General features: G+C 59.5%; 15 protein-coding genes. 3 read left to right on the forward strand and 12 right to left on the reverse strand.

The window, feature by feature from the left end:
- Positions 1-326: 326 nt before the first annotated feature.
- From Q1M04_RS09840 to Q1M04_RS09850, 3 genes are all read right to left on the reverse strand, one after another.
- Positions 327-1,091 carry an SH3 domain-containing protein gene (locus Q1M04_RS09840; protein ID WP_297998492.1) on the reverse strand — a complete coding sequence of 255 codons (765 nt, stop codon included), beginning with the start codon at positions 1,089-1,091 and terminating at the stop codon, positions 327-329.
- A 574-nt stretch (positions 1,092-1,665) separates the two neighbouring features.
- Positions 1,666-1,902: a hypothetical protein gene (locus Q1M04_RS09845; protein ID WP_300346394.1), complete on the reverse strand. Its 237-nt coding sequence runs from the start codon at positions 1,900-1,902 to the stop codon at positions 1,666-1,668.
- A gap of 9 nt (positions 1,903-1,911) precedes the next feature.
- Positions 1,912-2,484, reverse strand: coding sequence for a recombinase family protein (locus tag Q1M04_RS09850; protein ID WP_297998490.1), 573 nt, complete (start codon positions 2,482-2,484; stop codon positions 1,912-1,914).
- 355 nt (positions 2,485-2,839) lie between these two features.
- Between Q1M04_RS09850 and Q1M04_RS09855 the strand changes: the two genes are divergently transcribed.
- Positions 2,840-3,391: an NYN domain-containing protein gene (locus Q1M04_RS09855; RefSeq protein WP_297998488.1), complete on the forward strand. Its 552-nt coding sequence runs from the start codon at positions 2,840-2,842 to the stop codon at positions 3,389-3,391.
- A gap of 245 nt (positions 3,392-3,636) precedes the next feature.
- On the opposite strand, the gene Q1M04_RS09860 is transcribed toward Q1M04_RS09855, so the two are convergent.
- From Q1M04_RS09860 to Q1M04_RS09900, 9 genes are all read right to left on the reverse strand, one after another.
- Positions 3,637-4,350 carry a V-type ATP synthase subunit D gene (locus Q1M04_RS09860; RefSeq protein WP_204792225.1) on the reverse strand — a complete coding sequence of 238 codons (714 nt, stop codon included), beginning with the start codon at positions 4,348-4,350 and terminating at the stop codon, positions 3,637-3,639.
- Positions 4,351-4,363: 13 nt separating this feature from the next.
- A complete protein-coding gene (locus tag Q1M04_RS09865) occupies positions 4,364-5,749 on the reverse strand; it encodes a V-type ATP synthase subunit B (protein WP_295757912.1) in 1,386 nt (461 codons plus the stop codon).
- On the reverse strand, positions 5,749-7,521 hold the full coding sequence (locus tag Q1M04_RS09870; protein ID WP_297301706.1) for a V-type ATP synthase subunit A: 1,773 nt from the start codon (positions 7,519-7,521) through the stop codon (positions 5,749-5,751). Before Q1M04_RS09870 ends, Q1M04_RS09865 begins: the two co-directional genes overlap by 1 nt.
- Before the next feature lie 164 nt (positions 7,522-7,685).
- Positions 7,686-8,003 (reverse strand): V-type ATP synthase subunit F, encoded by a 318-nt coding sequence (locus Q1M04_RS09875; RefSeq protein ID WP_295757916.1) that lies wholly within the window; start codon positions 8,001-8,003, stop codon positions 7,686-7,688.
- A 17-nt stretch (positions 8,004-8,020) separates the two neighbouring features.
- Entirely contained in the window at positions 8,021-9,019 is a 999-nt protein-coding gene (locus Q1M04_RS09880; RefSeq protein WP_295757918.1) for a V-type ATPase subunit, read from the reverse strand.
- A gap of 16 nt (positions 9,020-9,035) precedes the next feature.
- Positions 9,036-9,620: a V-type ATP synthase subunit E gene (locus Q1M04_RS09885; RefSeq protein ID WP_297998484.1), complete on the reverse strand. Its 585-nt coding sequence runs from the start codon at positions 9,618-9,620 to the stop codon at positions 9,036-9,038.
- 26 nt (positions 9,621-9,646) lie between these two features.
- Positions 9,647-10,171: a V-type ATP synthase subunit K gene (locus Q1M04_RS09890; protein ID WP_295735357.1), complete on the reverse strand. Its 525-nt coding sequence runs from the start codon at positions 10,169-10,171 to the stop codon at positions 9,647-9,649.
- 33 nt (positions 10,172-10,204) lie between these two features.
- On the reverse strand, positions 10,205-12,127 hold the full coding sequence (locus tag Q1M04_RS09895; protein WP_297998482.1) for a V-type ATP synthase subunit I: 1,923 nt from the start codon (positions 12,125-12,127) through the stop codon (positions 10,205-10,207).
- 1 nt (position 12,128) lies between these two features.
- Entirely contained in the window at positions 12,129-12,443 is a 315-nt protein-coding gene (locus Q1M04_RS09900) for a hypothetical protein (protein WP_293281394.1), read from the reverse strand.
- A 231-nt stretch (positions 12,444-12,674) separates the two neighbouring features.
- Between Q1M04_RS09900 and Q1M04_RS09905 the strand changes: the two genes are divergently transcribed.
- Entirely contained in the window at positions 12,675-13,187 is a 513-nt protein-coding gene (locus Q1M04_RS09905) for a transcription repressor NadR (protein WP_297998480.1), read from the forward strand.
- Positions 13,184-14,569 carry an MATE family efflux transporter gene (locus tag Q1M04_RS09910; protein WP_297998479.1) on the forward strand — a complete coding sequence of 462 codons (1,386 nt, stop codon included), beginning with the start codon at positions 13,184-13,186 and terminating at the stop codon, positions 14,567-14,569. The genes Q1M04_RS09905 and Q1M04_RS09910 overlap by 4 nt, the downstream gene beginning before the upstream one ends.
- Positions 14,570-14,652: the final 83 nt, after the last annotated feature.

Below are 14,652 nucleotides of genomic sequence, written 5' to 3' on the forward strand. Positions count from 1 at the left end.
TAGCTGTACAATCTTCTCGGACATAGTTTGCAGTCTCCTTTCAGAATGGTGTGTCGCAACTTCATTCTACCAGAGCTCTGCAAACTATGTCTCTTTTTCTTTTTGCGAAACTTATTCTACCTTATCTTCCACCTTTCAAATAAATGTAATTTTATTTGAGAGATGTGCTCTATAAACAGATTTGCAAAAATGTATAAAATAACAGGGTGCCCCAGTTTGGAACACCCTGTTATTATCAACGGAGCAATAGCCTCCTATGTTAATTAAATGTGTTAGTCGCCATTTAATTCTCCAACTAAACCATGCACCCACTTTATTCAAGTTTGTTAGCCGCCTTCTATTTGAACAGCCTTTATTAGTGCCTCTTTTTCCTCTTGTGTCCATTCGTGATCACATCCGTCTGCATTGTAACCATGCTCTGTAAACATTTGCTCCATACCATTTATGAAGGCTTCCTTCCTAGCTGCTAGCTCAGTGTCACTGTCTCCACCACCACTACTAGGCTGGGGTGTTTGCTGTTGGGTTTGTTGCTGTTGGGTTTGCTGTTGTTGCTGTTGGCCTCCGCTGGGCTTGCTTGTTGGTTGCTGTGCCACTGGCTTCGTTGTGGATAAATATTTATTGCTTATATATGCCGTGGTTCCATCACTTAGTTCTACCCGGCTCCAACCTTCCGCTTCGGTGCCTGCTATGCTAGTACCTGTGCGTGTTACCGACTGACCTACCGATAAACTTCCCAGCTTGTCACTGTCTGCCGCATAACTCGCCCTGATATTAACAGTGCCTGTTGCATAGACTGTCTCGTTGACCTCGGTAAATAGCTCAACTTCGACACTCCCAGAGCCTTCAAATATACCAGCCCCGTCCGCTTCTTCTGGCTCTATGTCCTCCAAGTCCGCTAAAGGCATGGCAGTGTCGTTTTCATTTTTTACCTCCATGGATTCAAATTGAGGTGTAGTACTAGCAGGTTCGCTCTGTTGAACTTTCCCCTGGTCCGGCTCCTGTAGCTCCTGTTGGGCCTGCTGTCCCCCGCAACCCGCCATCCCTAGCATAAGCGCAAGGGAAAGAGCAACTGCTAAAGATCTTGTTTTCATGTTCCTTTCCTCCAAACTGTATTCTTAACAGGTTCTGCATAAACCGCCCGGACTGGCAGTCAGGGACAGTCTATGCTTTCCCTGCCAAGAACAACAAAAGCAGTGCAACGGATTTGTGTAAACCCATCACACTGCCTGATTTTTCATCAAAGCAAACACAGCTATTTTGCCTGCCCTATTGCTAAATCTGTTTCAGACAGGTATAATGAAGCTGGTGCAGATGTAAGTCTGCTGTGCTGGGTAGCGTAGATACCCGTACAGCCTGGGGGAGGGGGCCTATTCCCTCCCCCAGGTGCCTGCAATCGTTATTCTTGTATTTTTTATTCTACCGCAGGGCCTACTTTTCGTCAAGCCCTCTATTCCAATTAAAGTTCCCTGGGAGTTAAAATATCCATAGCTAAGTTTCCATATATCTTTCCTAAACGGTGGCCTACTGTTGCCCCCACTCATATCATAAGACCACTTGTTAGCAATTTATTATACGTTTTACGTCGAATTGCAGGCTTTCGCTTACCTTTGCCATTTGGGGACACAGGTCATTCCAGTATCTAAAGATATTTTTTTAACCTCTATGTTACCTTTGCTTATCCACGCACCAGCAACCTACAAAATTTTTCACTTTTAGAAAACCATGTCGTTTTGACCCCAATGCTTCCCTAAAAATTTCACCGTGTATACCATCAAAAAAGCCCCATGTATCTGACATTTTTTTGATTGTCGAGAGCAAATCTGCCTTCCTTACTTTTTCATCACAAAGGATCCAGAAAGGAAAAAAAGCTGGTAGCTGTACTGCTACCAGCTTTTTTTCCATTATGTTTCCTTACAAATCAACAAACGGGTCATCCTCATATTCACGCACTTTTCGATACCATGTCGAGCGTGAAATTCCCAACTGTTTCGCTCCTGCGCTGGCTGACAGCCTCCCCTCCTTCACGTTGAGATAAACACCCTCGAAAGTATCAACCGCTTTCTTGGGTCTGCCAGTCATGCGGCCCTCTGCCTTGGCTATGGCGATTCCCTCGGCTTGACGTTCCAATATGTTATCCCGTTCGAGTTCAGCCAAAGCGCCAAAGACCGCCAGCATGAATTTTCCGGCCGCTGTGCTGGTATCAATGTTTTCTTTCCTGCTTATGAACTGCACACCTTTTGCGTCCAGTGTTGCGGTTAGGTCAAGCAAGTCACGGGTGTTTCTCGCAAAGCGTGAAATACTCTCTACGGTCAGACTGTCACCCTCCCGCACAAAATCCATCATCTTGCGCAGTTCTGGCCTTTCCTGATTCTTTCCGCTGACCTTATCCGTGAATACCCGTTCAACCCCTAATTCCTGCATGAGCAAATCCTGTCTTGCCGTGTTCTGCTCCTTGGTCGATATCCTCACATATCCGACTTTCATTGTACTTGCTCCTCTCAACTAGATTTTCAAATGAAACCAAACACCGAAACTGTCCCGAAAGTGGTGCGCCCGGAAAGCTATACCTTTCAGAGCGTCCCAAACCCTCTCCCTTCTCTCACTCTGGAAGTGTCTCGAAAGCTCCGTTTCTGTTTTCGGCGCAATCTTTCGGTACGTCTCATTTTTATAAAAATCTTCATTTCAGAGCAACAAAATACGTCCCAATAAAAGTTAAAACACCTGAAACAGGCATAAAACGGAGATGCTGCCCGGAATTTCTCCCAAGTGCAGTACTATTAAAATTATTATAGACATTGAGTATAGAAAGTATTATAATGTCAGAAAAGGAGGTTTTAGCATGGGTAAAATTGCTATTTTCATTGATGGCGCATATCTTTCAAAAGTATTAAAAGAAAGCTTTGCATCTCCACAAATTGACTTTTCCAAACTCAGTTCTCACCTTGCGAATGGAGACCCGCTTTTAAGAACATATTATTATAATTGTATGCCGTATAAAAGTGCCACACCTACAAGCGGTGAAAACAACAGATATAATAATATGCAAAGATTTATTAACTCTTTAGAGCGTCTTGATCGTTATGAGGTTAAATTGGGAAAATTAGAATACCGAGGACGAAAGGTGGACGGTTCTCCAATTTTTCAGCAAAAACGAGTAGACATTTTGCTTGGTTGCGATTTGGTTTTGTTGTCTGCAAAGCAACGTATTGAGAAAGCTATACTTATTACTGGTGATAGCGACTTTATTCCTGCAATACAGGTAGCAAAAAACGAGGGCGTAGAAATTGAGTTAATATATGATACAAGTCATATGCCACATAGTAGTTTAACCCAAATCGCAGATATAAGAAAAGCTCTTTCTCAAGCTGACATAGATGCTATAAAAAAATGAAGAAAAAAGTTTTTTATTTCTTGTTGACTTTTTCTTCATTTTGCGTATAATGATATATATAAATAGTTGCTACATTCATATTGAATGATAGCGTAAATGAAGGCGGCACCCTCTTTGAGGGTGCCCTTTTGCTATGTGCATATATATGATAAAAGATGGTACTGCCCGGGATTCCTCCCAAGCAGTACCATCTTTCACTTTTTAGGCCCATCCTAGAAGCGGTAAATAAGCGGTACAGCTACCCCTTAAACCTCTGACGGTGCCTCACTCGAATCCCCGAAAGTCCTTATGGCTCTAGCGGTTTCCGCCCGCTTCTCTTCCAGGGATTCCTTCAAAATCATGTCCTTCACCTTCATAAGCCGGATGGTGGTCGCGCGGTCGTTTTCATCCAGCTTCATGTTGATATACCGGATCGCCTCCTGGGTATTGGGAATCATCACATACTCCAGTGCGTTGACCCGCCGCCGGGTCTTTTCGATTTCCTCCGCCATCAGCTGGGCGGACTTCTCAATCTCCGCCAGCTTCAAGAGCTTGCGGAACACCTTCCCCAGCGCATCCACCGCCGTGTCCAGCTCGCCGGACGTGGCCGCGAAGCCGTAGGGATAGATGTCGGAGTCCGACCGGGTCTGGGTCTGGAAGTCGTACACCGGCACGTTGACGGACATGATATTCTGGGTGGTCTGGGTCAGGACCACGCTCTGCTTCGGGTACAGCAGGGCCTGCTCCATAGCCTCGGAGCTCATCAGGGCGGAGGCCACCGTGAAGGCCCCGTGGACCCTCATCAGCTCCTCCTCCACCTCGGCCCGGAGGGCCCGGACCTCCCGGACCGTCTCCAGGAACTGCTTCATCAGCTCATCCCGCTTGTCTTTCAGCAGCTTGTGGCCCCGCTGGGCGGTGCGCAGCTTGCCCTTCAGGCGGGTGAGCTCCATCCGGGTGGGGCTTACCGTGATATTCGCCATGGCTCACCCCTCCTTACTGCTCGTCTTTTTTCGGCCAGTACCTCTCGATCAGCTCCGGCTTGATGCGCTTCAGCTCCGCCTTGGGCAGGATGCTGAGGAGCTCCCAGCCCAGGTTTAGCGTCTCCTCAATGGACCGGTTCTCCTCATAGCCCTGGTTCACGTAGCGCCGCTCGAACTCGTCGGCGAACTTGGCGTACAGCAGGTCCGTGGGAGTCAGGGCCGCCTCGCCCAGGATGGACATCAATTCCTTGTTGTCCTTGCCGGTGGAGTAGGCCGCGAAGAGCTGGTTCATGGTGTCGGCATGGTCCTCCCGGGTCTTGCCCTTGCCCACGCCCTTGTCCTTCAGACGGGACAGGCTGGGCAGCACGTCCACGGGGGGATGGATGCCCTGGCGGTACAGGGACCGGGCGAGGATGATCTGGCCCTCGGTGATATAGCCCGTCAGGTCGGGGATGGGGTGGGTCTTGTCGTCCTCGGGCATGGTCAGAATGGGAATCAGGGTAATGGAGCCCTTCTTGCCCAGCTGGCGGCCGGCCCGCTCGTACAGCGTCGCCAGGTTCGTATAGAGGTAGCCGGGGAAGCCGCGGCGGCCCGGGACCTCCTTCTTGGCGGCGGAGACCTCGCGGAGGGCCTCGGCGTAGTTGGTGATGTCGGTCATGATGACCAGGACGTGCATGTCTTTCTCAAAGGCCAGGTACTCCGCGGCGGTCAGCGCCATACGGGGCGTGGCGATACGCTCGACCGCCGGGTCGTTGGCCAGGTTGGAGAACAGCACGGTACGGTCAATGGCGCCGGTGCGCTTGAACTCGTTGACGAAGAACTCCGACTCCTCGAAGGTGATGCCGATGGCGGCAAAGACCACGGCGAAGTTGGCGCTCTCGTCTCCCAGCACCTTGGCCTGCCGGGCGATCTGCGCCGCCAGGTTGGCGTGGGGCAGGCCGGAGCCGGAGAAGATGGGCAGCTTCTGCCCGCGGACCAGGGTATTCAGGCCGTCGATGGTAGACACGCCGGTCTGGATGAACTCGTTGGGGTAGTCCCGGGCGGCGGGGTTCATGGGCAGGCCGTCGATGTCCCGGTACTCCTCCGGCAGGATGTCGGGTCCGCCGTCAATGGGGCGGCCCATGCCGTTGAAGACCCGGCCCAGCATGTCGCCGGACACGCCCAGCTGGAGGGGATGGCCCAGGAAGCGGACCTTGGCGTCGGCCATGTTGATGCCGGCGGCGGACTCGAAGAGCTGGACCACGGCGGTGTCGCCGTTGACCTCCAGCACCTGGCCCCGGCGGGTGGTGCCGTCGTGGAGCTCCACCTCCACCAGCTCGTTGTAGGTGACGTTCTCCACCATGCGGACCATCATCAGCGGGCTGACGATTTCCTCTACGGTTTTGTATTCACGAATCATTACTGGTCACCTCCCTGGGCGGCGATCTCGGCGATCTGCGCCTCCATCTCGGTCCCGATTTCCTCATAGACCTTGACATACTCGCCGGCGGGGACGCTCTTGGCCCGGCCGATCTTCTCCCGGACGGGAATGTCAAAGAGCTTCATCACGTCCGCCCCCTTGGCGATGGCGTCCCGGCACAGAGCCTCATAGCGGAGGATCAGCGCCAGGAGCTTGCCCTGGCGGTCATAGCTGGAATAGCCGTCGATGTCGGTGAAGGCGTTTTGCTGGAGGAAGTCCTCCCGGACCATCCGGGCCACCTCCAGGGTCAGCTGGTCGGCGGGGGACAGGGCGTCCTTACCGACGAGCTGGACGATTTCGTTCAGGCTGGCCTCCTGCTGGAGGATGCTCATGGCCTTGCTCCGGTCCTTCATGAAGTCCTCGCCGAAGTTCTCGTCGAACCAGGGCTTGAGGGTGTCCAGATACAGGGAATAGGAGTTCAGCCAGTTGATGGCGGGGAAGTGGCGCTTATAGGCCAGGGACGCGTCCAGGGCCCAGAAGACCTTGACAATGCGCATGGTGGCCTGGGACACGGGCTCGGAGAGGTCGCCGCCCGGAGGCGACACGGCGCCCACGGCGGTCAGGCTGCCCCGGCGCTCGTCGGAGCCGATGCACTCCACGCTGCCCGCCCGCTCGTAGAACTGGGCCAGGCGGGAGGAGAGGTAGGCGGGGTAGCCCTCTTCGCCGGGCATCTCCTCCAGGCGGCCGGACATCTCGCGGAGGGCCTCGGCCCAGCGGGAGGTGGAGTCGGCGATGACGGCCACGTCATAGCCCATGTCCCGGAAGTACTCCGCGATGGTGATGCCGGTGTAGACGGAAGCCTCACGGGCCGCCACGGGCATATCGGAGGTGTTGGCAATCAGCACCGTCCGCTTCATCAGGGACTCGCCGGTGCGGGGGTCCTTCAGCTCGGGGAACTCCCGCAGAACGTCGGTCATCTCGTTGCCCCGCTCGCCGCAGCCGATGTAGACCACGATGTCCACGTCGGACCACTTGGCCAGCTGGTGCTGGACCACGGTCTTGCCGGAGCCGAAGGGGCCGGGAACGGCGGCGGTGCCGCCCTTGGCGATGGGGAACATGGTGTCGATGATCCGCTGGCCGGAGCACAGGGGACGCTCGGGGGAGTATTTCTTCTCATAGGGACGGCCCACACGCACGGGCCACTTCTGGACCATGGTCAAGGGCACGTCTTTGCCGTCCTCGGTGGTGAGGGTGGCCACGGTGTCCGTGACCTTGTAGCTGCCGCTCTGGACGGACTTGATGGTGCCTTTCAGGTTGGGGGGCACCATGATTTTGTGGAGCACCACGGCCGTCTCGGGGACGGTGCCGATGACGTCGCCGCCAATCACCTTGTCCCCGGCTTTCACCGTGGCGGTGAAGTCCCACTTTTTTTCGTGGTCCAGGGGGGAGACCTCCACGCCGCGGGTGATATTGTTGCCGTGGACCTTCTCCATGATTTTCTCCAGCGGGCGCTGGATGCCGTCATAGATGCCCTCGATCATGCCGGGGCCCAGCTCCACGCTCATGGGCGCGCCGGTGGTTTCGACGACGGCGCCGGGGCCCAGGCCGGAGGTTTCCTCATAGACCTGGATGGAGGCGGCGTCGCCCTTCATGGTCAGGATCTCGCCGATCAGGCGCTGGGGGCCGACGCGGACCACGTCGCTCATGTTGGCGTTGGACAGGCCCGTGGCGACCACCAGCGGCCCGGAAACTTTAACAACTTTGCCGCTCAAACTCTAAAACCTTCTTTCAGGATAGATTTGCGGGAAATTGAATCATTTTTGCGACGACATGCGCGTCACAAAAATTCCTCGACTCGCGCGCCTTGGGCGCGCTCACCAGTCCGCAGACTGGTGGGGGGAATTTAAAGGGGGGACGAAGTCCCCTCTTTAAGAGGCTACAGGATGTCCGCGCCGACCGCGCGCTCAATCGCTCTTTGAATGTTATTCTTGCCGATGCCCAGGGACCCCTGGCGGCCGGGGATGAGGATGATGGCCGGGCGGATTTCGTCCTTGTAGCGGGAAATCACGTCCTCCATATCCTTCGCCAGCTGCTCCGTGAGGTAAATCACGGCGCAGTTCCCCTTGGCCAGCTCCTTGATTTTCTCCCTGGCCTGCGCCGCGTCCGCGACGGGGTAGGTGTCCAGCCCCAGGGCCCGGAAGCCCATAACGGACTCCCAATCGCCTACGGCGGCAATCTGATAGGTCATAGCCATATTGTCACCTCACCGCCTTACACATACCCGTTCCGCAGCCGGGAACGGATGACCTCGGCGGGCAGGCCCGCCCCGCGGCCCATCAGCAGGATGCGGATGTTGGTATACTCCGTCTCCCGGGCCGCCAGATACCCCAGCAGCGGGGCCTCGCCGAAGGGCACGAACTGCGCCCCGGCCAGGTACTCCCCCACCGCGTCGTCACAGAGCTTTTCGAAGGCCGTCAGCGGCCCGCCCCGAAGGGCCTCCGCTCCCGCCTCCGCCGCCGCCTGGAGGGGCGTGGGGCCGTAGAGCTCCTGGAGGGAACCGGAGTTCCCCGCGGCGGCCACGGCGTCCGCGCCGACGCCGCCGCCCTCCAAAAGCACGGTTTTCAGGAAATCCCCGCTCTTGCCCATCCGCAAGGTGCGGACCAGGCTCCGCAGGTTCGCCGCGTCGATCTGGATCTTCACGTAGCCCGCCAAAAAGGCGCTGCCCGTCTCCTCCGCCACCCGCGCCATCTCCTGGTAGCACCAGCGGTCCAGCACGATGTCGGAAAGCTGGGGGTCCCGGGTGGAATCCAGCACGTCCTTGGCCTCCGCCGCTGCGGCGGCCAGGCCCTCCGGCAGTTCGTCCAGCCGTCCGGCCTGGACGGCCTCCTTCAGCTCCGCCGCGCCGACGCGGCCCATATCCATCAGCATGGAGTCGGGGCTTACGTTCATCGCCGCGGCTTTCAGCACGGCCTTGATGTTGTGATAGTCGTATTTCAGCTTGAAAATGTCGATATACCTGGGGTCCGGCGCGCCGTCCAGCACGTCGGAGAGGGTGGCCTCCCGTGCCGCCGAGAGGGCGGCGTCCATGGCCTCGGGGTTACGTGCGTCCAGTTCAGGATATCCGCACTCCTGGAGGAGCTTGACGGCTTCCTCGTCCGTGCGGGCGTCCAGGACCTGTTCCATCCGTTCCCGTGTCAGGAGCCCGGTCTCCATGGCCTTGATGCGGGCCGAGATCGCCAGGTAATCGGTGTCTTTGATTTTTTTCGCCAAGACACTTCCTCCTTCATTATGAGAACAGCTTCTTCACCACTTCTCCCGCGGTCTCCGCCTTCTGCAGGCGCACCAGGGTGTCGAACGCGCAGTTGACCTCCACGTTCTCGGAGCGGAGGATGAAGCCGCCCTGAATGGAACGGGTCTCCCCGGAGAGGGTCAGCTTTTTGCCCCCGTCCTTGTTGGCCTTTTCCACGGCGGCCTTGCCCACCTTGCGGCGGTCCTTGTCGGAGAAGATGACCTCCTCCTTGCCGGTGGAGGACGCCTGAACCAGCAGCTCCGCCAGCACGGCGGTATACTTCTCCTCGGGCAGGGAGCAGAGCTTTTGGAGGGCCAGGCCATAGGCCTTTTCCACCATCTCCTGCTTGGCGGCCAGGGCGGCCTTTCGGGCCTCCATCTGGGCGGTGCCGGCCAGGCGCTCTTCCCGCTCCGCGGCGGCCTTTTTGTTCTTGGCGTCCAGGTCCGCCGCCTCGGCGTCCGCCTGGGCCTTGTACCTGGCGGCGATCTTCTCCGCCTCGGCCCGGGCCTCGCCCAGAACGCGGTCGATCTCCGCCTGGGCCTCGGCGCCGATGCGCTGGGTGATTCTTTCAATTCCGTTCATGGTTCAATCCCCTTTCCGCGGGGCGATCAAGAAATGTTGATGATCATCAGCATGGAAGCCAGCAGAGACAAGATGGCGTAGAACTCCACGGTGATGCAGAGCACCATGCCCTTGGACCAGTCGTCGGGCTTCTTGGCCAGGATGTTGATGGAGCCGGCGGCCACGCGGCCCTGGGCGATGGCGGAGAACAGGCCGCCGAGAGCCATGGGAAGGCACGCGCAGAAGTACTGGAGGCCCTGAGCCACCGTCATGCCGCTGGCGTCGCCGCCAAGCAGGCCCATGGAGAAGATGGCGAAGAACCAAACCACCAGGCCGTACAGGCCCTGGGTGCCGGGGATAACCTGAAGAATCATGACCTTACCGAACTTGCTGGGGTCCTGGCAGAGGAGGCCGGTGCCCGCCTCGCCGGCGATGCCGGTGCCCTTGGCGGAGCCGATGCCGGGGAGAACCGCCGCCAGGCCCGCGCCCAGAAGAGCCAGGGCCAGGCCGCCGAAAGCGCCCAGGAAGGATTGTGCCGCCGCGTTCTGCTCGATCGCCTGAATGAGTTCCATATCCACCATAATGTTGTTCCTCCTAAAATAAATTTACTTTGTAATGTCCACGTATTTGGTCTCCATGGCCAGGGGCCGGAAGGGCTTGCCGCCGTCCTCATAGAACTTCCCGAAGTACTCCAGGCACTGGAGACGCAGGTCGTGGACGTAGCAGCCCAGCAGGTTCAGCGCAAAGTTCAGCGCGTTGCCCGCCAGGGAGATCACAAGGAAAATGACGATGTTGCCGGGAATCGCCCCCAGGGTGTTGAACACCTGGGCAATGACGCTGCCCGCCAGCATCAGGGCCATGAGACGGGCGTAAGAGAGGATGTCGCCGAAGTAGCCCGTCACATGGTTGTAGAGGGAGCCGAAGATGCCCATGATCTTGCCGAAGCCCTGGCCGGTGACCAGGGGCCCGATGACGATCAGGGCCAGGCCCGCGTAGAGCACCAGGTTCGTCACCCCCGCCGCCATCAGTCCGATGCCGATGAAGACGATCCACCATGTGACCTCCTCGAAAACGGCGTCCAGCACCTGCCCGGCTTTCAGCTTGCGGATGAAGCTGACCGCCATGCCGGTGACGATCTGGACCATTCCCAGGGCCATGGCGCCCACAAGAATCATCAGCGTGTCGTTCAGCGGCGTGAACAGGGCCGGGAGGGCGAAGTCCCCTCCGGTGGTGAGCTTCACCACCTGGGTGAGGAAGTCTCCGAAGAAGCCGCCGGTCAGCGCGCCCCAGAAGAAGGTAGAGACGCCGCACAGCTGCAAAAGGCCCATCATATGGCCCATGGTGCCCTTAGGCCGGTACTTCTTCGAAACGATCGTACCCGCCAGGAACATCAAAATGCCGTAGCCCATGTCCGCCATCATGATGCCGTAGAACAAAATGAAGAACGGCGCCATGAGGGGGTTGGGGTCCACGTTGTTGTACGCGGGGAGGGAGTACATCTCCGTCACCATGTTCAGGGGCTTTGTGAACCAGTTGTTCTTCAGCCGCACCGGCACGTCGGGGATGTCCTCTTCCGCGGGGTCCTCCGCCTCCCAGGCGCAGCCCTTGGCATCCAGAAGGGCCTGGACCTCCGCCAGGTTCTCCGCCGGGGCCCAGCCCTCAAAGAAGACGATGGTCCCGTCGGTAAGGAGGCGCTCGGTGTTCAAATCCTCCGCCGCCTCGGCGCTGAGCCGATCGGCGTAGAGCCGGAGCCGGTCCCGCTCCGGCGCCAGGGCGGCGATGGCGGCCTCGGCCTCCTGCCGCTGCTTCCGGTTCTCCGCCAAAGCCCCGTCCAGGGCCTGGACGTTCTGGGCCGCCGTGCCCGTCACGCCCTGAAAGACCGTGACGCTGAACCCGTGGGGCCGGAGGATCTCCAGGGCCTTCTCCTCCTCCGCCCGGTGGGCGGCGAGGAGGCAGCAGCGCTGCTGCTTGTCGGCGCTGATCTCATAGAGCTCCGCCGCCGCGTCCGCCAGTTCCGCGCGGATGGCGGCGGTGTCCGCCGCGCCGGGGAAGACGCCCAGGCGGAATACCGCGTGCTCCGTGCCCCCCAGCTCCAGGGGCATGTCCAGGGGGACCCAGGGCTCCAGCCCGGCCTTCCGGCTCAGGAGGCGGTTTTCCTCCCCCTGCAGGCGGGAGATCTCTTGCAGGTACCCGTTGATCTTCCCGCTGACGGCCCGGGAGCTTTCCAGGGTCTCGTCGCTGAGGAACTCCGTCTCGCTCACCGCCCGGCGCTGGATGAAGAGGCCGTCCTTGGTCCCTCCGTAGCGCTTTAAGGCGGCCAGGGCGGCCCCGGCCTCACCCTGCTCGTTCTTGGTCTGCGCCAGCTGGGAGGCGTCCCGCCGCAGCAGCGCCGCCCAGGCGGGGTCCGAGAGCTTCCCGGCGGGCTCGCTGATCTCCACACAGCCCAGGCGCAGAAGCTCCCGCAGGAGGGCGTCCCGCTGGGCGGCCATGGCCATGACGCGGAGCTTTTTCATTTTTACAATGGCCATCTCAGTTGCTCACAACCCTTCCGACAATAAACTCCGCCGCAGCCTCCAGGCGCTTTTCGGCGGCCTGGCGCAGCTTGGCGGCGTCCGCCTCCGCGGCCCGGGCGGTCTTTTCCGCCGCGGCAGCGGCCCGCTCCTCCGCCTGGCGCAGAAGCTCCCGGCCGGCCTCCGCCCCGGCGGCGCGGGTCCTTTGCAAGAGCGCCTGACCTTCCTTTTCCGCGTCGGCGACAAGCTGCTTCGCCTCCGCCTCGGCGGCGGCGCGGCGCTCCCGGACCTCGTTTTCCACCTGCGTTACCTTTTCGATCGCTTCCAGGGACATTCGTTCTCACCTTCTCTCCATGTGCCATTGCCCCCGGCCTTCGTCCCGCCAGGCGCATGGTCATTCTGATTATACAGTATAGGCGAAGTCTTCCGGTTTTGCAAGGGAATTTTTGCCGGATCGGCGAAAAGGGCGTCAAAGAAAGAGCGGCCAATCCCAGCCCTTTTCTTTTTCCCCAAATTGTGGTATACTGCTTTTAAATTGGAACGTTACGGACAAGGAGGGACCGCTATGCGGGCCGGGGAACGGCGTCAGGCCATTTTAGATTACTTGCGGCACTCCAGCCGCCCCGTCAGCGCGGGGTTCCTGGCGGAGCGCTTTTCCGTCAGCCGCCAGGCGGTGGTGGGGGACGTGGCCCTGCTCCGGGCCTCCGGGGCGGACATCTCCGCCACCCCCAGGGGCTATGTCATTCTAAAGCCCAGCCAGGACCTGATCCGCCGGGTGGCCTGCCGCCACGACGCCGCGGGGATGGAGGCGGAGCTCTGCGCCGTGGTGGACCAGGGCTGCTCCGTGCTGGACGTGATTGTGGAGCATCCCGTCTACGGCCAGCTCACCGGCCCCCTCCAGCTCGCCAGCCGGTACGACGTGGGCCAGTTCCTCTCCCGCTGCGCCGGGGCCCGGCCCCTGTCGGACCTCACCGGCGGCATCCACCTCCACACCCTCTCCTGCCCGGACGAGGACGCCTTTTGCCGGGTGCGGGAAACCCTGGGAGCGATGGGAATTTTATGGGAGGGCGAAGAATGAAACAGCATAACGGCCTCCGGGACATGACCGTGGGCAGCCCCGCCGGGCATATCCTCTATTTCGCCCTGCCCCTTTTGGCGGGGAGCCTCCTCCAGCAGCTCTACAACATGGTGGACAGCTGGGTGGTGGGGCGCTATGTGGGGGACGGGGCCCTGGCCGCCGTGGGGGTGGGCTTCCCGGTTTTGACCATGTTCTCCTCCCTGTTCATCGGCCTTTCCAGCGGCGGCACGGTGGTCATCGCCCAGTTCTTCGGCGCGGGGAAAATGGACCGGGTCCGGGACGCGGTGGACACCATCTACGCCGCCTTCCTCACCTCCATCGTCCCCCTGACGGCCCTGGCCCTGCTGGCGGTGGGGCCCATCCTCCGCCTGCTCCAGGTGGAGGATACCGCCTATGGCGAGGCGTACCTCTATTTAATGGTGGTCTGCGCCGGGCTCGCCGGCAGCATCGGCTACAACCTCAACGCCGGGATTTTGGGGGGCCTGGGGAACAGCCGGAGCACCCTTTTGTTCCTGGCGGTGGCCTCGGTGATGAACATCCTCCTGGACCTGGCGCTGGTGCTGGCCTTCGGCCTGGGGGTTTTCGGCGTGGCCCTGGGCACGATCCTCGCCCAGGCCTTCTCCTGGCTTTTCGGCGTGTTCTATATCAGCCGCCGCTACCCGGAGATCTCCCTCCGCCTCCTGCCCCGGCGGTTCGACCGGGCCCTCTTCCGGCAGATCATGGGCATCGGCCTTCCGGCGGGAATCCAGATGTCCCTGGTCGCCCTGGGGGCCATGGTGGTGATGGGGAAGATCAACTCCTACGGCAAGGAGTTCACCGCCGGGTACAACGTGGGCTTCCGGCTGGACCAGCTGGCCTTCCTGCCCATTCAGAGCCTGTCCAGCGCCGTCATCTCCTTCGTGGGCCAGAACACCGGCGCCAGGAAGCCGGACCGGGCCCGGCGGGGCATCCGGGTCGCCGTTGCCCTCTCCGCCGCCTGGGCCCTTTTGATGACGGCGGTTCTCCTGCCCCTCAGGGAGCCCTTGGTGGCCTTCTTCTCCCCCACGCCGGCGGTGATTCACGCCGGGGCCGTGTACCTCCAGTGCATCATGCCCTTCTACTTTATGTTCGCCGTCATGTTCTGCCTGAACAACGCCATGCGGGGCGCGGGGGACAGCGTGTTTCCCATGGTGGACGTAATTTTGTCATTGATTCTGGTGCGGGTTCCGGCGGTGTACTATCTGGCGGAGCGCTATGGGCCGGACTATATGTATTACGGCTGCGCCGTGGGCTGGGCCGTGGGTCTGGCCCTGTCCCTGGTCTGGTACTTCTCCGGCCGGTGGAAGCGCCGCGGAAGCCTGGCGGACCGGGAGGGGCCCGAAATTTCCGGCCCGGAACGGTGAATGCCGCTTGTAATTTTCCGGAAAAGTCAGTATAATAGACCAATTGAGCCCGTCACTACCGGCGTCCCTTCCATTCGGGGCCG

The sequence above is a fragment of the uncultured Oscillibacter sp. genome, assembly GCF_950073225.1.
GTDB lineage: Bacteria > Bacillota > Clostridia > Oscillospirales > Oscillospiraceae > Oscillibacter.